Below are 19,784 nucleotides of genomic sequence, written 5' to 3'. Positions count from 1 at the left end.
AATAAAAAAAACCACCTTAGGGTGGTTTTTTTATGGGTATTTATTCGCAATAAAATTACATGACTTAAATCTCCCAAAAAAAATAAAAAAAACGCTAAAGTAAATAAGTGCCATGCCGATACTCTGTATAAGCCAAGTTGCAGCTTGGCTAAATTAACGGGATAACCCAATTAAAATTATAGTTTTTAACTTGTATAGCAGGTTAGAAACTAAGGAGTGACTCATGGCTTTATTCGTAAACACTAATACATCTTCATTAAACGCACAGCGTCAGTTAATGAACTCGGGCGGCGCCTTAGATACTGCCTTTAAACGTTTATCATCAGGTATGCGTATTAATAGTGCGGCAGATGATGCAGCAGGCTTACAAATTTCTAACCGCTTAACTAGCCAGATTAATGGTCTAGATCAGGCATCACGTAATGCTAACGATGGTATTTCTTTAGCTCAGGTAGCTGAAGGCGCTTTTGATGAAATGACTAATTCATTACAACGGATGCGTACCTTAGCTGTTCAAGCACAAAATGGTATCAGCAACCCTGATGATATTGCGGCTTTGAACAAAGAATATACCGCTTTAAAAACTGAGATTACTCGTATAGCTGACACAACTGAGTTTGGTGGCCAAAAGCTTTTAAAAGGTAGTTTTTCAGCTAAAGTATTAGTAGGTGCGCAAGCATCTGCAAGTGACTTTATTTCTGTTAACGTATCTAGAGCTACGGGTTGGAGTGCTGCGGCATTAGGTGCAAGTAGCGCCCTTACGCTAGCTACAGCATCTGCTGCTATGACAGAGATTGACGCTGCAATTAAGACAGTAGATGGTAAGCGTGCAGATTTAGGTGCAGTGCAAAACCGTTTCCAGGCAACGATTCGTAACTTGTCTAATGTGTCTGAAAACGTGTCAGGTGCACGCTCACGTATTCGTGATACTGACTTTGCTAAAGAAACGGCTGAATTGACTCGTGCTCAAATTTTACAGCAAACCAGTCAAACAGTATTAGCTCAGGCTAACCAACGTCCACAAGCTGCATTATCTCTTTTAGGATAATACCGCTTTAAAAAGCTAGATAAAGGCCGCGCCTTTATCTAGTCTTTTCAGTTTGAAGTGGGGGGAGTTATGAATAGTGTAAATAGCATATCAATGGCTACTAATCTTAAGCATGATGACAGTTTTAAAACTGATGTAAATGTAGTCGCCCAAAATGATAAGGTAGTGCCGTTAAGTGATGCGGATAATAAAAGCCTTAATGAAACAGCCAAGAAAGAGGTACAGCCCTCAGAGGCTGAAGTTGAGCAAGCTTTATCTATAGTTAATAAGGCTGCAGTCTTTGAACAGCGCTCATTAACATTTACTATGGATGAAGATTCCGGTAGAACAGTAGTAAAAGTGATAGATAAAAATACAGAGCAAATGATTCGGCAAATCCCATCTGAAGAATTATTAAAAGTCTCGCAAGAAATAAAGAAACTGCAAGAAGAGATGGGGCAGTCATTAGGATTACTTATTAACAGTAAAGTATAAGTAGTTAAATGTTCATCAGATAATGAGGTTGCTATGTCAAATATAAATTTTTTAGGTGCCGCATCAGGTTTGCCCTTAAATGAATTAGTGACAAGTTTTGTTGATGCTGAGCGTGAAAGTAAATTTGGTCGCATTAATAAAGCTAAAGCAACTTTAGATGCATCTTTATCTGGTATAGGCAAACTGAAGTCTGCTTTATCTGCTTTTCAAGATGCTGCTAGTAAACTTAGTGGCGATAAATTAAAACAACGCTCAGTCACTATTACCCAACCTATAGAAGGTAAAAAATATATTGAAGCTACAGCTAGTGCAACGGCATCAGCGACAAGTTTTGATATTAAGGTTAATCAATTAGCTCAAGGTAGCCGTTTAGAATCTGCTGATGCGGCTTATAGCAGTGCCGATGATGTAATTGCCACTAGTGATGGTAAGTTAACCTTTACTGCGGGTAGTAAGAGTTTTGATATTGATGTCACTGCGGGTATGACTTTAGAGCAACTAAGGCTAAAAATTAATGATAGCGGCGAGAACTTCGGTGTTAATGCCAATATTATTAATGCCGGTGGTAGTGTTGGCACTAAGTTAGTTTTAAGCTCTAGTGAAACAGGCGATGGCAACGATTTAGTTGTTTCAAATGATAATGCCGAATTAGATGCAATCTCTACTCAGCCAACGGGGGCATCAGCTGGTTTAACAACTGTACAGTCAGCGCAAAATGCCATTGTAGAAATAGATGGTATTTTAGCAACAAGCGCGTCGAATACTTTTACAGATGTTGTTCAAGATATTAGTTTGACAGTATTACAAAAAACACCCGATGGTAACAATGCCAAACTAGACGTAGGCGTTGATAAAGAGACAGTCAAAACGAATATAAAAGCTTTTATAGATAGCTACAATCAGTTAGTTGACCAGGTAGATAGTTTAACAAAAAGTCGTACTTTGGGCGCAGATGGTAAAACAGTCACCGGTAATGGCGGTAGTTTAAAAGGTGACCCTTTACCTCGTTCTATCATGAGCCAGCTACAAGGTATCTTAGGCAATACTATAGACGGTAGCGATGCTGATATGAATTCCTTGTACTCACTTGGAATAACCTTAAATAAAGACGGTAAGTTAGAAATTAGCACATCAACAGAATACAGCGATACTTCAGGACAAATGCGTTTTGATAAAGCGTTAGATGAAAACTTTGATGCTATTGGTAAGATGTTTGGTAATGAATCAGGTTTAATTGCTAGTCTAGATTCTTTTATTCAAGAATTTAATAAATCCGGCGGCATTATCGCAAGTAAAGAGTCGTCGATTAACAAACAAATTGCAAATAACACTAAAGCTTCTGAAGCTGCTAGCCGATATATAGAAAGTTTCGAGAAATCATTACTAAGTCGTTATCAAGCACTGGATAGTTTACTAGCTGAGATGCAACGGACACAAGCAAGCGTAACTTCTGCACTCACTAGCTTGCCTGGGTTTGGAACGAATAAACAATCGTAATGCTATTTCTATTATATTTTTTAGTTCGGAGTAAAGTGCTATGAGTTATGGTATTAAAGCGTATAAAGCTGTAGGTGTAAAAGATGATTTAGCCGTAGCGGATCCACACCGTGTGATCCAACTTTTAATGCAAGGTGCTTTAGAAAATATGGCTAAAGCCAAAGGCTTTATTGAGCGTAAAGATTACAGTGGAAAATCGACTACCTTATCAAAAGCAATGGCCATTATTAACTCATTACAATCATCTATTGATATGAATGTTAGTGGTGAAATATCTAATAACCTACATTCATTATATGGCTTTATGCATGAACATCTTATTGTCGCTAGCCGTGAAATGAGTATTGAAAAAGTGCAAGAAGTTATGGATATTCTTTTAACGATTAAATCAGCTTGGGATCAAATTCCTGTAGCAGACAGAGAAGCCGCTTACAGTATGCGGGCAAAAAATACTCAGGAAGTAGGTGTGGCCTAATGCCTAAACCAGAGGCTGTTTTTGAAAAGTTAGCGCTTTTACAAGCAGAGATTAACAATCAGCTATATTTAGAACCGGCCGATTTAGAGCTTGCGATAATCAAAGTAATTGAATATCGCAAGTTGTTGTTATCCATTAGCTCTGAAACGCAATATGTCAGTCAAGTAAATCAGCAGCTAGAATGGTTAAATACACAAGTGAAGCGAATAAGTAATTTAAAAACCGAAGTGATGGCAGAAATTACCCAATTAAACCGTGCAAGAACAGCAAATGCTAGTTACGATATAAATAAATAGTTTTCATTTGTTAAAGGTGATTATGCTTAATCATTATCAAGACTTAATGCACCCAGATCCAGCTAAACAAAATTCTCTAGATGTTATCTTTCAAAAAAGCTTATCTGAACAGTTTACCGCCAATTTAGCCGCATTTTCTCAGTATTGCCCTAGTATTTTAAATCAATTAGTCGGTTACAAGATTAATCAATATAACTTGTTCTGTACCCAATTAGGCCAAGCAAACCTGCTAGATTTAACCAATGGTCAAGCGCTATATTCAAATAATCCCAAAAATGAAATTAACAATGAAGTTGAAAGCTTTCTACATGATGCTGTCGTTGTAAGTTTAAAAGAAGCGGCCTTTCAAGCAGAAAATACTGCTTGGCCCACTAAAGCTTTAGCAGCATCAAGTACTATATTACTGTTCGGTTTAGGCTTAGGTTACCAAGTGCAACTACTATTAGAACAAAGGCCACCAGCGGTATTGGTTATTTATGAACCAAACCATGACTTTTTTTATAGTTCGATGCAGGTTATTGATTGGGCGAATATTTATCAGCTTGCAGAGCTACATGGCACATTAATTTCAATTCAGCTAGGAAGTGACGGTAACAATGTAAACACTGTTATTGCTGATTTAAGACACTATCAGCCGGACTTAAAAGAAATCTTTATTTATAGACATATCGCTCATCCAGTGATGGATGAAGTTATCCATTTTTTGCTTTCTTCGCTAGCTAGAGAAAATAAAGCCTGCGGTAGAGAGCGACATTTTATAGGTTTTAATGAGCCAGAGCATTTTGTTGCCTCAAGAGTAGGGAATGTACTCGGTAATATTGACTGCTTAACTACAATAGACTCAGAAGCAAAAGGGTTATTTAAAACTAATATAGCTGCTTTTAAGCAGTATTATCCCGAACTCTCTAATATTATTGCTAATTACCAACCAAAGCATTGGTTCTTTGTTCGGCATAAAAAACAGGCTAACCTTTGGCATAAACAACGAAATGTGCTGCTTTATCAAAGTAGTACTTTAGATGCTGAAAAAGTTGTAAACGATTTTATAAAAAAACCTTATCAAGATGATTTATTGTTAGGGCAAAAGGTTGTCGATAAATTTAAACATTATGTCCATTATAAACATATAGCCAAACTACAAAATACGTTCAGTCAAATAGCGTCTAAGTCACAGCGCAATATTAATCAGCTTAGTTCTTTAATTATTTTTGGTATTGGCTGTGGCGAGCATATATCACAGATTAATCATCAAACTGATATTAAACAACTCTATATATTTGAACCCAATGTTGACTATTTGTATGCCAGTTTGTTTTGCTTTAACTGGCAGGCGTTATTTGATGAAGCAGCTGAAAATAATCAACAAATATATTTAAATATAGGTGGTTCAGACGATGATTATTTTGCTGATGTTATGCAACAGTTTTATCGAAATGGCCTTTTTGCTATTGCCGATACCTATATGCTACAAGCCTATGATAGTCCTTTTTTAGCCCAGAGTATTAAACTATTAAAACAACAGTTAAAAGTGGTTTTAGCTATGGGAGATTATTATGATTATGCTCGTTTTGGCATTAGTCATACCTATGATAACTTCCGTGCTGGTCATTATTGGTTAAAAGCTGATAGGGCGTTGTATAGTCAGCATCCAGCAACAGATATTCCAGTATTTATTGTTGGCAATGGACCAAGTCTAGATCATAGTATCGAGTTTCTAAAGCAACACCGAGATAATGCTATTGTTATAAGTTGTGGTACGGCATTAAAAGCGTTGCATGCACTTGGTATAACGCCGGATTTTCATGCCGAAGTAGAACAGAACCGCTCGACCTATAGATGGATCACTCAGGTAAATGATGTATCCTATTTAAAGTCAATAAATGCGATATCAGTCAATGGGCTACATCCTGATACTGCGAATTTATTTGCTGAAGTCTTTCTTGCTTTTAAAGCAGGTGAGGCGGCAGCTTATGTATTTAAGAAATTACTCGATGGTGCTGCGGACATTGCTAATTTAACTTATGCATATCCAACCGTATCAAATTTAGCTGTTAATTTTGCGTTGCATGCTGGGTTTAAACAAGTTTATTTATTTGGTGTCGATCTTGGTTATATTGATGTTGATAACCATCATTCTCAATTCTCTGCTTATTATGATCAGCAAGGAAAGTCAGTATACAACTATCGGCAGGAACATGGCGATGGTATAGAGGTATCAGGTAATTTTCGTCCGACCGTTTTAACAAAAGTTGAGTTTGATGTCTCTAGACAGATAATGGAGCAAACTATTGCTGCATTTAAATCTCAAGTTGAAGTATATAACTGTAGTGATGGTGCGAAAATTAAAGGCGCAATTACCCTGCAACCTGCAAATATTTTAATATCTAATAATTTGCAAGATCGCAAATCAATTTTAGAACAGTTTTTACAAGCCGCTTTTTATCAAAACAATTTATATGAGCAAAGCCAATTATTCTTAAAAAAATATAATGTTGCGCAATTCAAAAGTAGTATCAGGCGCTGGTGTGATTTAATTCAAGATGAAGTAACAGATATTGAAGGAGCAGAAACATTGTTAGAACAACAATGGGCCTTATTTAGAGCTCTTTCTATGGAGCCAGGCAGTTTGTTATTTCCTCTGTTGCATGGTAGTACAACCTACATACTCGGTGTTTTAACTAAACTTATATCGCTTATGGCTGATAATGAAAGTTTTGATTTTGCTCTAGAGCAATATAATTATGTTATGGCTATTTGGATAGAGTATCTTAACAGTGCCGCTGATGATTTATGTAATGAACCTTTAAAGTTAGATATCACCATATAATTAACTTGTAATTTAGATTGAAAGCTTAGCGGTGAATGACAAAACGCATGACACCATTCTTTGTGTTTTTGTAAGTTAAGCCTGCATACTTAGCAACATAAATAGAAGCAAGGTTAGTTGGTAAAATTTCGGCACAAATACTACCTGATAAGTTATGCACTAATTGTGATACCATCATTTTTGCTAAGCCTTTACCTCTGTAGTTAGGAGCTAAAGTCCAAGAAATTGTGTGTTTATCCTTTTGTGTATCAACACGGGTAGTGCCTATTGGCTGTTTTCCAAGCTCTACAATACATAGTTGTCGGTGGGGGTTAAGAAGGCTCTCTTTTAACCAGATTAAATGTTGCTCGTTAGTGATAGGAGTGGAGTTTAAACTGAATTGTCTGGTAAGCGAGTCATTACGCCATTGCAAAAGCTGGTTAGCATCAGCCATGGTGGCCAGTCTAAAATGCAACGATGTGGTCATATATTAAATTAAACTCCAATCTAAAGCTGTTCCCATATTGACATCTTTATTGATAGAACGTCCTAAAAATAGTGAAATATATTTAGGATCTAAACCTAAACCAGGGCGTACAGAACGTAGATTTTCTTTAGTAAATAAATCACCTTTTTTCATATCTTTGGCAATATACAGTGAACGGCGTAGTCTGCGCGACGCGAGCTCCTTCTCAGTACAACCATAATGCACTTTACCTAAGGCATCACTGGCTCTAGATGTTTCCTCTACAAGCATTTTCAATTCATGAGGCTCTAACGAGAACTCTGCATCAACTTCACCACCGTTTCTATCTAAGACAAAGTGCTTTTCAACGACGGTAGCACCTAATGCCACCGCTGCTACTGCAACGCCAACGCCTGGCGTGTGGTCGGATAAGCCAACCTGACAATTAAATAGTTCTGCTAGGTGTGGGATGGTGCGAAGGTTAGCGTCAACCGGCCTTGCAGGATAGTTGCTGGTGCATTTTAATAAAATAAGATCTTTACAGCCGTTATCGCGTAGCACTTGCACCGATTCGGCAAGTTCGGCTTGTGTAGCCATACCGGTTGAAACAATAATAGGTTTTCCTGTTTTGGCAACAGCCGCTAATAAGCCATGATCACTATTTTCAAATGATGCAATTTTATAGCAAGGAACATCTAATTGCTCCAGAAAATCTACTGCAGTGAGGTCAAAAGGGGAGCTAAATGCGATTAAGCCTTTGCTCTTAGCATAATCAAAAATTGGTTTGTGCCACTCCCAAGGTGTCATCGCGGCTTGGTAGAGCTTATAAAGTGAATTGCCTTGCCATAAACTATGTGGATCTTGAATATAAAACTCATTGTCATGAACATCAAGTGTAATAGTATCAGGCGTGTATGTTTGAAGTTTTAATGCGTGAGCACCTGCGGCAGCTGCAGCATCTACCAGTGCCATAGCTTTATCTAATGATTGGCCATGGTTACCAGACATTTCAGCGATGATAAAAGGAGTGTGAGCTTTTCCAATTAGTTTATCGCCTATTCTAATCTCTGACATTATGACTCCTATATACTAAGGCTTTGCTTTGAATAAATTATTTATTGCTTTGATAACGTCTTTGGTACCTGCTGTAATAGGCACTATAGTAGCAGCAGCTTTGCTTATTTCATCTAGCCGTTTTGGCTTCAATAAGTAATAGCGTAACTTTTCTGCAATAAGTTGCTCTGACATATCAGCAGCTTGCCCTAACCAGACACAGGCACCTAGCTGTTGTAGATACGCTGTAGTTGCTTGTTGGTTTTCGGCCACAGTAACAATTAACCCAGGAAGACGACTAATGCATCTTTCCCAATGGCTAGCACCGCCAGCGCCTAGCATAAGTTGTGCTTTTTGCATTAAAGCCGCCATATAGTTGCATTGCACATGTAGCTGCATATTGGGCTGGCTGGCTATTTGTTTTTCTAGTTCAGTACGCCAAGGATTATTGGCACCAATTACGATATCGGCCGTGACTTGCTGAAACTTTAGCGATGCAATAGCACTAATGGCTAAAGCCGTTAAATTATGCTCATCGCTGCCACCAAAACTGACTAAGATATGCTGTGGTATTGGCTGAGATTTTGTTTGATAAAACTCATCTCGTAGCAAGGCATAACTTGGCCCTAACAGTTGAATGCAGTGCGAAGGCACTAAATGATTATAGCGGCTACTAGCATTAGGTATTAAGTTTTGATCAAGTAATAAGTCACAGTCGTGCTGACGATTAGCTAAGTCATCAATGACTAAAACATACTGGCAGTGGCTGCGCAATAGTTGGCAATATTCTAAGCCAAGCTGATAGTGATCCACTATAAGTAGTTGATAATCAGTATTAAGAGCGGCTTGGGTTTTGATAGCGTCACTGCGCTGGGAATCTAAGCTGTTGTCGAGCGGGAACACAGTAAAGCCAAGCTGCTCAATCACCTTAATTAAATTGCCTTCACTTTGTTGGCAAACAAAGTGACATTCAGCACCTTGCTGGCGCAATGCGTGAGCAAGGGTTAAACAGCGCATAATGTGGCCACTACCTATCTGCACAGATGCATCGGCGCGCAGCAAGACTTTCATTTATGCTTTTTCCTGTTGTAGCAATTGATAAAGCAATTCTGCTCGGCGCCAGTCTTCTACAGTATCTATATCTTGGACTAAATGATCAGGTAAAACATGCATACGAGAATTTGCGCCAAAAATGGTTTTAGTGTTATCTAGCCAAGTACTGGCTTTGGCCCAATATAATTGGCCTGCATCATGAAATGCAGGCGCTAAATCTTGTGAACGTTTAGCAATACTTTGCGGATCAAAAGGAGTGATACCCGCATTTTCAGTCATTAATAAGGCGCGTTGAATAGGAAATGAAAACCGAGCAGCAGTAAAAACATAATCGGCTGAGCTTGTTTGTAATTGTTGATATAGCTGACGAAGGGTATCAGCGTTAAGCAAGGGAGTAGTAGCATATAAACAAGCACAATATTGCAAAGGCCAGCCTAAACGTAGCAGTTGCTCAATGGCATCACGGATCACAGCACTGGTGCCGGTGTGATCATCAGCCAGTGAGTTACTGCGCATAAAGGGCACTTCTGCGCCAAAATCTTGGGCGATAGAGGCAATTTCTGCATCATCAGTTGATACAACTACCTTATCAACTATACCACTTTGTAAAGCAGCCTCAATAGGATAGGCCAGCATAGGCTTACCATGGAAAAGCTTTATGTTTTTACGCGGTATACGTTTACTGCCGCCACGAGCTGGAATAATAACAACATTCATTTTAATAGTTCAGTCAGTTTATCCGCAATATATTGTTGCTGCTCACCGCTTAATTCCGGAAATATCGGCAGGCTAATAATGCGTTCATAAAAATCCTCAGCCACAGGAAAATCGGCCCAATCAAAGCCTAGCTGCTGGTAATAAGGCTGAGTATGAATAGGAATGTAATGTACATTCACGCCTATACCAGCAGCTCTTAAACCGTCAAACACAGCTTTACGCTTAGTTTTGTCGTTAAGACGAATAATATATAGATGCCAAGCGCTGATATTGTCATCATCAAGCGCAGGTAAACCAAGTGGTAAATCTGCCAGTAACTGATTGTAATTAGCGGCTAGCAGTTGGCGCTTTTTTATAATAGGTAATAATCGCTGGCTTTGGCTTATGCCAAGTGCGGCTTGCATATCGGTCATGCGATAATTAAAGCCTAATTGTAACTGTTGGTAATACCAAGCACCGTGGCTAGGCTCGGTCATTAAGCTATCATCGCGAGTGATACCATGGCTTCGCAGCATGCGCATTTTGGCTGCTAATTCAGCTTTATTGGTTAAGGCTACGCCACCTTCAGCGGTGGTAATAATTTTCACCGGATGAAAACTAAAGATACTAATATCACTATAACGGCAGTTGCCTACAGCTTCATCTTGATAGCGAGCGCCTACGGCATGGGAGGCATCTTCAATAATACTAAAACCAAATTCGTTGGCTAAATAATAGATCTGCTGCATATCGCAGCTGGCCCCAGCTAAATGTACGGGGATCACGACTTGCGGTAAGGTGTCTGTTAATCGAGCCTGCTCTAGTTTTTCGCGTAGGCTATTTACAGCCATATTGCCGCTATCTGGCTCTACATCTACAAAATCAACATCAGCACCACAATAACGGGCGCAGTTAGCTGAAGCAACAAAGCTAATGGGCGATGTCCATACTCGGCTACCAGGGCCAACGCCTAAGGCGAGACAAGCAATATGTAATGCAGAGGTAGCACTATTTACTGCTATGGCATCTTGGGCACCGGTGAGCTCTATTAACTTTTGCTCAAAAGCCGGTACAGCTGGCCCCTGAGTTAAAAAGTCACTTTGCAGAACGTCTGTTACTGCATCAATATCAGCTTGATTAATATTCTGACGACCATAGGGGATCACAACATAGCTTCCTGATTAAACTGAGCCAGCTGCTCTACCGTTAAAAAGTCTGGGTTTTGGTCTGATACATATTCGAAATTTTCAGCAACCAGCTGTCCTTTCTCTTGTAAAGCATTGCTAGAGAAATCATTGCTACGACTGAAGAACTTAATGGCTGGCGCAATAACATAATGATCAGAGAATTCAAAGGTATGATAAGACATATCACTTGGGCACATCATTTCGTGTAGTTTTTCGCCAGGGCGAATGCCCACTACTTTTATTGGTATTTGTGGCGCTATCGCTTTTGCTAAATCAACCACCCGCATTGAAGGTATTTTGGGCACAAAAATTTCACCACCTAACATGCGTTCGAAGTTTTTTAATACAAAATCGACCCCTTGTTGTAGGCTGATCCAAAATCGAGTCATCTCTACATGGGTAATTGGGATATGCTCACTGCCTTTCGCTTTTAATTGCTGAAAATAGGGAACAACAGAGCCGCGAGAGCCGACCACATTGCCATAGCGCACTACCGAAAATCGGGTTGATCGGCTACCTGCCATATTATTCGCTGCAACAAAGAGTTTATCTGAAGCCAACTTAGTGGCTCCATATAGATTTACCGGATTAGCGGCTTTATCTGTCGACAGTGCTATCACTTTTTCTACATTATTTTCGATAGCGGCATTGATAACGTGTTCGGCACCGTTGATATTGGTTTTAATGCACTCCATTGGATTATATTCAGCTGCGGGAACCTGCTTTAAGGCTGCAGCATGTATAACATAGTCTACGCCATGCATAGCGCGGATAAGTCGCGCTTCATCTCTAACATCACCAATAAAATAACGCATACAGCTTTGATTAAACTGTTGTTGCATTTCATATTGTTTAAGTTCATCACGAGAAAAGATAATAATTTTTTTAGGTTTATATCTAGCGAGCAAAGTCGCCGTATATTTATGGCCAAAAGAGCCGGTTCCGCCAGTAATTAATATGGTTTTTCCGTTGAACATGCAGCGCCCTTAGTAGCTGAAATCAGCCATCGTTATTATATTCATGCGTTATCTTGCAATCACAATTGTTAGCATTAACTATGCCGGAATAAAAAGCAATTTAATACTATGGATTATCAGTATATTGGCAGATAAATGATTAGGGTAGGTTAATAGCTGTTATTTTTTTGACACTGCGTCAAAAAAATAACTTATTTTGTTGCAAGCTTACTGATGCTTAGTACAATGAAATTAAAAGCATAATAAAAAGTGGCGCTATGTTGAATAATCCCGTTGTATATATTGTTGATGATCAGTCAGGGCGTGCTGAGCGTTTAAGTACGGTGTTAAGCTTTATTTCAGAGCCACACCAAAGCTGTGATTTAGAGACGTTAGTGTCTAAATTAAACCGTGAGCCTATTGCCGTTGTTTTACTGGGGGCTATTCCTGAGCAACAGCATGCCGATATTATTCAGCGTTATCCCACTGTCGCTTTTTTATTGCTAGGTGAGCAATTAAAGGCACATTTGCAATACCCTAATGTTGTTGGTTTATTAACTGAGCCCTTTGCTTATGCAAGCCTGACCCAATTATTGCGTGATTGTCAGCAATATCATCGTTTAATGCCAAAACAGCGTCAGCAAGATGCTAAAGTTCAATTTGATGGCATGGTGGGTAATTCTGAGCCCATGCAACAAGTACGTTTTTTAATTCAACAAGTGGCAGCAACTGATGCCAATGTTTTGGTATTAGGCGATTCAGGTACAGGTAAAGAAGTGGTTGCCCGGAACATCCATTTGTTGTCACACCGCAATACGGGACCTTTTGTGCCTATTAACTGTGGTGCTATTCCTGCTGAGCTATTAGAAAGTGAATTGTTTGGCCATGAAAAGGGCGCCTTTACTGGCGCTATTTCAACTAGAAAAGGCCGTTTTGAGCTAGCCCAAGGCGGAACCTTGTTTTTAGATGAAATTGGCGATATGCCTCAGCCAATGCAGGTAAAGCTGCTGCGGGTATTACAAGAGCGTACCTATGAGCGAGTGGGGGGAACTCAAGAAATTAAAGCCGATGTGCGTATTGTGGCAGCCACGCACCGCAATTTAGAGCAAATGATTGTAGATGGCAGTTTTCGGGAAGACTTATATTACCGTTTAAATGTGTTTCCAATTGAAACGCCGTCGTTACAACAAAGAGCTGAAGATTTAGGCTTACTTATTCAGGCTTTATTACAGCGTATTGCGCAGCAAAATAACGCAAATGTGAAGTTTACTGATAAAGCGATTGAAAGCTTAAAACTGCACCCATGGCCGGGTAATGTGCGTGAACTCGCTAATTTACTGGAGCGTATGGTGATTATGTATCCAGATCAGGTAGTTGATGTTGCTGAGTTACCTGTTAAATATCGGCATTTAGATGTTGAAAGTTATCAGCCTGAATACCCAGAAAGCCTGCAAGAGCGAGACTTACTAAACGAGTTATTTCAAACAGATGATGATACGGAAGAGCCAGATAGAGATACTGCAGAAGCAGAGTCATTATCTGCTTTTGCCAGTATGCAGCATTTACCAGAGGATGGTTTTGATCTAAAAGAGCATTTGGCCGAGTTAGAAATTCATTTTATTTCATTAGCCTTACAACGGCATGAATACGTTGTTGCACGGGCCGCTGAGATATTAGGCTTGCGCCGTACAACCTTAGTTGAAAAAATGCGTAAATATAATTTAAACAAAGAAGACTAAGAACAACAGTCAGTATATTGACACTGAAATAAGACTATAAAGTTATTTCTTATCAGTGGGTTATGTTTGGCCTGAACATTGCATTATCTATAGCACCTTAATATTTACTGTGCTAAAGGTAACGATAATTATGGCTAATACTGCTGCTGTTTCATCCCTTTATTCTGCAACACTAAACTTGTCTTCTGCGAGTTTAGGCTTATTGCCTGGGGGCTTGAATAAAACTGCGGATCCGCAAGCAAGCTTTGATCAGGCAGAAGCATTACTACAGGCCTTACCTGCAGCTGTTATTTTATTAGATCAACGTGGCTATGTTTATCAGGCTAATGCTGCCGCTATCGATTTACTTGGTGAGCCGTTAATTGGCTTGCGCTGGTTAGATGTTATCACTCGCAGTTTTAGCCCTCGCAGTGACGATGGTCTAGAGGTGTCATTAAAAGATGGCCGCAGAGTTAAATTAGCCATTAGCGCTATGGCTGCAACCTCGGATCAAACCCAGCCTGGCCAGCTTATTATGCTAACAGATTTAACTGAAACCCGTGCTTTACAAAGCCGGTTGAGTCATATGCAGCGCTTGTCTAGTTTAGGCAAGATGATGGCCTCTTTAGCACACCAAATTCGCACGCCTTTGTCATCGGCTATGTTATATGCGCAAAACCTCTCTAATCCGCGTATTACTATGCAGATGCAACAACAGTTTCAGCAGAAGCTGCAATCGCGATTACAGGATTTAGAGCAGCAAGTGAACGACATGCTGTTATTTGCCCGCTCTGACACATCACAAGCTGTAGACTCTTTTAGTATCAGCGAGCTAGTTACTGCTATTGAAGACAGTGCTGAGGCGGTATTAACCGAGGCTAATGCAATATTTCACCTCAGAGTAACAGCAGAAAACGCTAAATTAATTGGTAATTTGAATGCGCTCAGTGGCGCTATTTTGAATTTAATCAAAAATAGCTTACAAGCTAAACCTGAACAAGCCGAAATTCATTTAACCATTAGCCAAAGTGTACATAAACCGGAGCATATTATTATTGCAGTTGCTGATAATGGCCCCGGCGTGGCTAAAACTATTGAAGCCCAATTATTTGAACCTTTTGTTACTAATAAATCTTCCGGAACAGGTTTAGGGCTTGCTGTAGTGCAAGCGGTTGCTCACTCACATCATGGTGAAGTGCGTTATAAACCGAGCGAGCTAGGAGGCGCTTGTTTTGAAATGCAACTGCCCGTTCAGCAGGATCTAGGCTTAGGTTTAACTAGACATAAAGCGGAGGCTTAGCATGAAACAGACCATTTTAGTGATTGAAGATGATGCAGGTTTGCGTGAAGCACTACAAGACACCTTAATGTTGGCAAATTATCAAGTGCAAGCTGTAGAAAGTGCAGAAGCAGCCTTGATGTTATTAAAGCAACAGTCATTTCAACTAATTGTTTCAGATGTTCAGCTTGGGGGTGCATCGGGCTTAACCTTACTAAAAACGGTTCGTGAGCATTATCCGCAAGTTCCGGTATTAATGATGACAGCCTATGCCACAGTGCAAGCGGCTGTTGAAGCTATACGCTTAGGGGCTATAGATTATTTAGCGAAACCTTTTTCGCCCGAAGTATTAGTAAATACGGTAAGTCGTTATGTTAGTTCAGAAGATGCTTCTACCATCGAGCCTATTGTTGCAGCAGAAAGTAGTAAGCAGTTACTTACTTTATGTGGCAAAGTGGCACGTACCGATGCCAACGTTATGATTTTAGGGCCTAGTGGCTCAGGTAAAGAGGTGTTAGCTCGCTATATTCACCAGTTGTCGGAGCGTAATCAAGGGCCTTTTGTTGCTATTAACTGCGCTGCTATTCCAGAAAATATGCTGGAATCTACGCTGTTTGGTTATGAAAAAGGTGCCTTTACCGGTGCCATAGCCGCTTGTCCTGGTAAATTTGAGCAGGCACAACACGGCACTATTTTGTTAGATGAAATAACAGAAATGGATTTAAACCTGCAAGCTAAATTATTAAGGGTTTTACAAGAGCGTGAAGTTGAACGGTTGGGCGGGCGTAAAACAATTAAATTAGATGTGCGTGTGTTAGCAACAAGCAACCGTAATTTAAAACAAGCAGTAGCTGAAGGTGTGTTTCGTGAAGATTTATTTTATCGCTTAAATGTGTTTCCTTTAACGTGGCCGGCATTAGCCGAGCGGCCTGAAGATATAGTGCCGCTAGCCGAGTACTTTATTGATAAGTATTGTCGCAATGAAGGGCGGGCTATTGCTAAATTAAGTGCTGAGGCCGCATTGCGGTTACGGCAGTATAGCTGGCCGGGTAATGTACGAGAGTTAGATAATGTTATCCAGCGTGCCCTAATAATTTCTAACCAAGATAATATTCAAGCTGAAGATATTATGCTGGAATGTAGCCAAAGTATTCCAATGCCATCGTTGACACAAAAGACCGGCGAAATAACAAATAGCCATTTAGCTAGCAGCGATACTCATTTAGTGCAGCCATCATTGCCTGCAAGCACATCGGAGCCAGAGATAGACTTTAAAACCAGTGTGCATGATCAAGAACACCGTATTATTTTGGCAACCATGAAAGCCTGCGCAAATAAACGTAAAGAGGTCGCCGAAAAGCTGGGTATTAGCGATCGTACCTTGCGTTATAAATTAGCTCGTATGCGTGAATATGGTATTGATATTCCGGTGTAAATAAGTCGGTTATGTTTAATTACAACGGGCAGCTAAGACGCTGTCCGCTTTCTTTCCCTATCTAGAAACCAAGTTCAAGATCAATTAAGCCTAGAATAGGTTTGCTTTATTCTGGCTTTATCTACTGGATAGCTGCATTTAATTTAAACTTTTCTAATTATTTCAATGCATTAAAGTTGGCATATTTAATGCTTATATAACTATATTAGTTAAGCAGCAATTTTTTGACAGGTGACGCGATGAATATCAAAGGCCAAAATTTATATGCCGAAATGCAGTCTATGGCAGTGCAAGCTCGCGCAGTTGGCACCGAGCTTAAAGTAAAAAATACTGCTGAAGTTAACCCAAGCCAAACTGATTTTAGCCAAATGCTGACCCAAGCTTTAGGCAACGTTAATGATTTAGCACAAGAAACAGGCAAGTTACGAGGCGCACTTGAAATGGGCGACCCTAACGTATCTTTAGCTCAAGTGATGATTGCTAGCCAAAAGTCGTCATTAGCATTTGAGGCAACAGTGCAAGTTCGTAATAAACTGGTAGAATCGTACAAAGAAATTATGTCGATGCCGGTATAGGTCAGGAGTAAATAGACGTGGCTGATAATCAATCAACCGAACTGGCATTAAGCGGTAATGACTACGCCAGTGATGAGCAACAAGAACAAAAAACTAGCTTACTTGGCTCTTTAGCGGGTACTGATTTAATCCGTCAGATTACCATGGTTATTGCGTTAACTATCTGCTTAGCCATTGCCATTTTAATTGTGTTATGGGCCAGGCAGCCCGAGTTGCGTCCTCTTGGCACCTATGCTACCGAAGAACTTATTCAAACACTTGATCATTTAGACTCGCAAAATATCAGTTATGAGTTGCAAGGCAATGTTATTTTAGTGCCTGAAGATCAATTTCAAAAAGTTAAATTATCTATGTCTCGTGCCGGCTTAACTAAAGAGTCTTCAACGGGGACTGAATTTTTATTAAAAGACAGTGGCTTTGGCGTAAGTCAGCGCTTAGAAACCGAGCGTTTAAAGCATAGCCGTGAGCAACAACTGGCTCGTACTATTGAAGAGCTGCAAAGTGTATCGCGTGCTCGGGTGTTATTAGCTATTCCGAAAGAAAACGTTTTTGCTAGAAAGCAAAAAATGCCTTCAGCTACCGTGCTTGTTACTGCTAGAGGCGGTACTGTTATACGCGATAGTGAAGTTGATGCCATTGTGGATATTGTGGCCTCAGCGGTACAAGGATTAGAGCCAACACGAGTTACCGTAACAGACCAAAGTGGCCGTTTATTAAACAGTGGCTCGCAAGATGCTTCAGCGGCAAGAACGCGCAGAGAATATGAATTACAGCGTACTCGTGAAGAGGAATATAGACAGAAAGTTGACTCTATTCTAATGCCTGTTCTGGGGTATGGTAATTACACCGCAGAAGTTGATTTACATATGGACTTTACCGCCACAGAGCAAACTCAAAAACGCTATAACCCAGATTTACCCGCTGTACGTAGTGAAATGACGGTTGAAGAAAATAATGTAGGTAGTGTCAGCGGTGGTATTCCTGGTGCCTTATCTAATCAGCCGCCGCTGGATTCTACTATCCCTGAACAAGCTACAAGTAGTAGCAAACAACAAATTATTCCAGGTCGCAGCCATAAAGAAGCTACGCGTAATTATGAATTAGATACCACTATTAGTCATACAACTCAGCAAAGTGGTGTGATTCGCCGGTTAAGTGTTTCAGTTGCTGTTGACTATAAAATAGGAGCAGATGGTGTAACACCTGAGCCGCGCAGCCAAGCCGACTTAATGAATATTCGCCGTTTACTGCAAGGTGGTATTGGTTTTGATGTTCAGCGTGGAGATATAGTTGAAGTTATTTCTGTACCTTTCATCAAAGATGACATTTTAGATATTGAGCAGCCAAGTTTTTATACTCAAGAGTGGTTTACTCGCTTAGTGAGACTGATTATTGGCGGAATTATTGTTATCGTACTTTTACTCTTTATCGTGCGTCCTATGTTGAAGAAACTGATCTACCCAGATGACACTAAAGAAGCTTATGATGAAAAGTCGATGAGCAAAGGCTTAGACTTGGGTGATGACACTGTCGACATGCTAAACTCATCATTTGATGATAACGCTGTAGGCTTCGCTGCCGATGGCACCTTAATGTTACCAGACTTACATGGTGATGATGATCTATTACGCGCAGTTCGAGCCTTAGTTGCTAACGAACCTGAACTGTCTTCTTTAGTAGTGAAAAATTGGTTGGCTGAAGATGAATAGTATAGAAGAAACAAAACCTAGCTTTGATGTCGCTAAACTTGATGGCGTTGAAAAAGCAGCAATATTACTTCTGAGTTTATCAGAAGAAGACGCAGCGCAAATTTTAAAGCATCTAGAGCCAAAGCAAGTGCAGAAAGTGGGCTTGGCTATGGCGCAAATGGTCGATTTAAATCAAGCCAAGATTACCGCTGTGCATAGTTTGTTTATAGAGCAAATTCAAAACTTTAGTACCATAGGTTTCCAAAGTGAAGAGTTTATTAAGCGAGCACTAACGGCTGCCTTAGGTGAAGAAAAAGCAGCTAATTTAATTGACCAAATTGTATTAGGCGGCGGAGCTAAAGGCTTAGATTCATTAAAGTGGATGGACTCGAAGCAGGTGGCTAGCATTATTCGCAATGAACACCCGCAAATTCAAACTATTGTTTTATCCTATTTAGAGCCTGAACAATCGGCTGAAATTTTATCGCAATTCCCAGAAAAAGTGCGATTAGATCTTACAATGCGTATTGCTAACTTAGAAGAAGTACAGCCAGCAGCATTACAAGAGCTAAATGAAATAATGGAAAAACAGTTTGCTGGCCAAGCGGGAACTCAAACTGCAAAAATGGGTGGTTTAAAAGCGGCTGCGGATATCTTGAATTATATGGATACCAATGTTGAAGGCATGCTAATGGATGCTATTCGCGAGAATGACGAAGAAATGGCGCAACAAATTCAAGACTTAATGTTTGTGTTTGAAAACCTGGTTGATGTTGATGATCGTGGTATTCAAACGCTATTACGTGAAGTTCAGCAAGATGTATTAATGAAGGCATTAAAAGGCACCGATGAGAACTTAAAAGAGAAGATCTTAAAGAATATGTCGAAGCGGGCTGCTGAATTACTGCAAGATGATTTAGAAGCTATGGCTCCAGTACGAGTAAGTGATGTTGAAGCGGCGCAAAAAGAAATTCTGTCTACGGCTCGTCGCTTATCTGACGCTGGTGAGATTATGCTTGGCGGTGGTGGTGGTGATGACTTCTTATAATGACGGTAGAGCATAACACCTAGCGAATGCTAGA

General features: G+C 40.0%; 18 protein-coding genes. 12 read left to right on the top strand and 6 right to left on the bottom strand.

From position 1 onward, the window contains the following. Window positions 1–223: 223 nt before the first annotated feature. The 6 genes from ACRCA4_RS11415 to ACRCA4_RS11390 all read left to right on the top strand — a co-directional run bounded on the left by ACRCA4_RS11415 (window position 224) and on the right by ACRCA4_RS11390 (window position 6,617). Complete coding sequence (locus ACRCA4_RS11415) at window positions 224–1,048, top strand: flagellin (protein ID WP_433188500.1); 825 nt, start codon at window positions 224–226, stop codon at window positions 1,046–1,048. A gap of 69 nt (window positions 1,049–1,117) precedes the next feature. Then, entirely contained in the window at window positions 1,118–1,522 is a 405-nt protein-coding gene (locus tag ACRCA4_RS11410; protein WP_433188497.1) for a flagellar protein FlaG, read from the top strand. 33 nt (window positions 1,523–1,555) lie between these two features. Beyond that, entirely contained in the window at window positions 1,556–3,019 is a 1,464-nt protein-coding gene (gene fliD, locus ACRCA4_RS11405; RefSeq protein ID WP_433188494.1) for a flagellar filament capping protein FliD, read from the top strand. Between the two features lie 40 nt (window positions 3,020–3,059). Further along, complete coding sequence (gene fliS / locus ACRCA4_RS11400; protein WP_433188491.1) at window positions 3,060–3,494, top strand: flagellar export chaperone FliS; 435 nt, start codon at window positions 3,060–3,062, stop codon at window positions 3,492–3,494. Further along, on the top strand, window positions 3,494–3,790 hold the full coding sequence (locus tag ACRCA4_RS11395) for a hypothetical protein (protein WP_433188488.1): 297 nt from the start codon (window positions 3,494–3,496) through the stop codon (window positions 3,788–3,790). Before fliS ends, ACRCA4_RS11395 begins: the two co-directional genes overlap by 1 nt. A gap of 22 nt (window positions 3,791–3,812) precedes the next feature. Further along, window positions 3,813–6,617 (top strand): 6-hydroxymethylpterin diphosphokinase MptE-like protein, encoded by a 2,805-nt coding sequence (locus ACRCA4_RS11390; RefSeq protein ID WP_433188485.1) that lies wholly within the window; start codon window positions 3,813–3,815, stop codon window positions 6,615–6,617. 25 nt (window positions 6,618–6,642) lie between these two features. Here ACRCA4_RS11390 and ACRCA4_RS11385 read toward each other — a convergent pair whose 3' ends face one another. Genes ACRCA4_RS11385 through pseB form a run of 6 tightly spaced genes read right to left on the bottom strand, consistent with a single transcriptional unit; the run spans window position 6,643 to window position 12,028 of the window. Next, complete coding sequence (locus ACRCA4_RS11385; protein WP_433188482.1) at window positions 6,643–7,083, bottom strand: GNAT family N-acetyltransferase; 441 nt, start codon at window positions 7,081–7,083, stop codon at window positions 6,643–6,645. Window positions 7,084–7,086: 3 nt separating this feature from the next. Then, the gene (gene pseI / locus ACRCA4_RS11380; protein ID WP_433188479.1) at window positions 7,087–8,136 is read right to left on the bottom strand and encodes a pseudaminic acid synthase; all 1,050 of its coding nucleotides are present in this window, start codon (window positions 8,134–8,136) and stop codon (window positions 7,087–7,089) included. Window positions 8,137–8,151: 15 nt separating this feature from the next. Next, window positions 8,152–9,186 (bottom strand): UDP-2,4-diacetamido-2,4,6-trideoxy-beta-L-altropyranose hydrolase, encoded by a 1,035-nt coding sequence (pseG, locus tag ACRCA4_RS11375; protein ID WP_433188476.1) that lies wholly within the window; start codon window positions 9,184–9,186, stop codon window positions 8,152–8,154. Further along, window positions 9,187–9,885: a pseudaminic acid cytidylyltransferase gene (gene pseF / locus ACRCA4_RS11370; RefSeq protein WP_433188473.1), complete on the bottom strand. Its 699-nt coding sequence runs from the start codon at window positions 9,883–9,885 to the stop codon at window positions 9,187–9,189. Then, the gene (pseC, locus tag ACRCA4_RS11365) at window positions 9,882–11,030 is read right to left on the bottom strand and encodes a UDP-4-amino-4,6-dideoxy-N-acetyl-beta-L-altrosamine transaminase (RefSeq protein ID WP_433188470.1); all 1,149 of its coding nucleotides are present in this window, start codon (window positions 11,028–11,030) and stop codon (window positions 9,882–9,884) included. The genes pseF and pseC overlap by 4 nt, the downstream gene beginning before the upstream one ends. After that, window positions 11,027–12,028, bottom strand: a complete 1,002-nt coding sequence (gene pseB / locus ACRCA4_RS11360) for a UDP-N-acetylglucosamine 4,6-dehydratase (inverting) (protein ID WP_433188467.1) — start codon at window positions 12,026–12,028, stop codon at window positions 11,027–11,029. The genes pseC and pseB overlap by 4 nt, the downstream gene beginning before the upstream one ends. Before the next feature lie 257 nt (window positions 12,029–12,285). Between pseB and ACRCA4_RS11355 the strand changes: the two genes are divergently transcribed. The 6 genes from ACRCA4_RS11355 (at window position 12,286) to fliG (ending at window position 19,750) form a co-directional block, all read left to right on the top strand. Further along, complete coding sequence (locus tag ACRCA4_RS11355; RefSeq protein ID WP_433188464.1) at window positions 12,286–13,746, top strand: sigma-54 dependent transcriptional regulator; 1,461 nt, start codon at window positions 12,286–12,288, stop codon at window positions 13,744–13,746. A gap of 130 nt (window positions 13,747–13,876) precedes the next feature. Continuing rightward, window positions 13,877–15,025, top strand: coding sequence for a sensor histidine kinase (locus ACRCA4_RS11350; protein ID WP_433188461.1), 1,149 nt, complete (start codon window positions 13,877–13,879; stop codon window positions 15,023–15,025). 1 nt (window position 15,026) lies between these two features. Next, window positions 15,027–16,439 (top strand): sigma-54-dependent transcriptional regulator, encoded by a 1,413-nt coding sequence (locus ACRCA4_RS11345; protein ID WP_433188458.1) that lies wholly within the window; start codon window positions 15,027–15,029, stop codon window positions 16,437–16,439. 239 nt (window positions 16,440–16,678) lie between these two features. Then, window positions 16,679–17,014, top strand: coding sequence for a flagellar hook-basal body complex protein FliE (gene fliE, locus ACRCA4_RS11340; protein ID WP_433188455.1), 336 nt, complete (start codon window positions 16,679–16,681; stop codon window positions 17,012–17,014). Between the two features lie 17 nt (window positions 17,015–17,031). Further along, on the top strand, window positions 17,032–18,723 hold the full coding sequence (fliF, locus tag ACRCA4_RS11335) for a flagellar basal-body MS-ring/collar protein FliF (RefSeq protein ID WP_433188452.1): 1,692 nt from the start codon (window positions 17,032–17,034) through the stop codon (window positions 18,721–18,723). Then, window positions 18,716–19,750: a flagellar motor switch protein FliG gene (gene fliG / locus ACRCA4_RS11330; protein WP_433188449.1), complete on the top strand. Its 1,035-nt coding sequence runs from the start codon at window positions 18,716–18,718 to the stop codon at window positions 19,748–19,750. Before fliF ends, fliG begins: the two co-directional genes overlap by 8 nt. The last annotated feature ends 34 nt before the right edge of the window (window positions 19,751–19,784 follow it).

The sequence above is a fragment of the Rheinheimera sp. WS51 genome, from assembly GCF_050936095.1.
Classification (GTDB): Bacteria; Pseudomonadota; Gammaproteobacteria; order Enterobacterales; family Alteromonadaceae; genus Alishewanella.
This window is presented reverse-complemented; position numbering and strand designations above follow the sequence as displayed.

Excerpts from the sequence above, each read along its gene's own strand:
- pseB (WP_433188467.1), bottom strand. The coding sequence starts at position 12,028 with ATGTTCAACGGAAAAACCATATTAATTACTGGCGGAACCGGCTCTTTT.
- fliG (WP_433188449.1), top strand. The coding sequence starts at position 18,716 with ATGAATAGTATAGAAGAAACAAAACCTAGCTTTGATGTCGCTAAACTT.
- fliD (WP_433188494.1), top strand. The coding sequence starts at position 1,556 with ATGTCAAATATAAATTTTTTAGGTGCCGCATCAGGTTTGCCCTTAAAT.
- fliE (WP_433188455.1), top strand. The coding sequence starts at position 16,679 with ATGAATATCAAAGGCCAAAATTTATATGCCGAAATGCAGTCTATGGCA.
- ACRCA4_RS11415 (WP_433188500.1), top strand. The coding sequence starts at position 224 with ATGGCTTTATTCGTAAACACTAATACATCTTCATTAAACGCACAGCGT.
- ACRCA4_RS11390 (WP_433188485.1), top strand. The coding sequence starts at position 3,813 with ATGCTTAATCATTATCAAGACTTAATGCACCCAGATCCAGCTAAACAA.
- ACRCA4_RS11410 (WP_433188497.1), top strand. The coding sequence starts at position 1,118 with ATGAATAGTGTAAATAGCATATCAATGGCTACTAATCTTAAGCATGAT.
- ACRCA4_RS11385 (WP_433188482.1), bottom strand. The coding sequence starts at position 7,083 with ATGACCACATCGTTGCATTTTAGACTGGCCACCATGGCTGATGCTAAC.
- ACRCA4_RS11395 (WP_433188488.1), top strand. The coding sequence starts at position 3,494 with ATGCCTAAACCAGAGGCTGTTTTTGAAAAGTTAGCGCTTTTACAAGCA.
- ACRCA4_RS11355 (WP_433188464.1), top strand. The coding sequence starts at position 12,286 with ATGTTGAATAATCCCGTTGTATATATTGTTGATGATCAGTCAGGGCGT.
- pseF (WP_433188473.1), bottom strand. The coding sequence starts at position 9,885 with ATGAATGTTGTTATTATTCCAGCTCGTGGCGGCAGTAAACGTATACCG.
- fliS (WP_433188491.1), top strand. The coding sequence starts at position 3,060 with ATGAGTTATGGTATTAAAGCGTATAAAGCTGTAGGTGTAAAAGATGAT.
- ACRCA4_RS11345 (WP_433188458.1), top strand. The coding sequence starts at position 15,027 with ATGAAACAGACCATTTTAGTGATTGAAGATGATGCAGGTTTGCGTGAA.
- pseG (WP_433188476.1), bottom strand. The coding sequence starts at position 9,186 with ATGAAAGTCTTGCTGCGCGCCGATGCATCTGTGCAGATAGGTAGTGGC.
- pseI (WP_433188479.1), bottom strand. The coding sequence starts at position 8,136 with ATGTCAGAGATTAGAATAGGCGATAAACTAATTGGAAAAGCTCACACT.
- ACRCA4_RS11350 (WP_433188461.1), top strand. The coding sequence starts at position 13,877 with ATGGCTAATACTGCTGCTGTTTCATCCCTTTATTCTGCAACACTAAAC.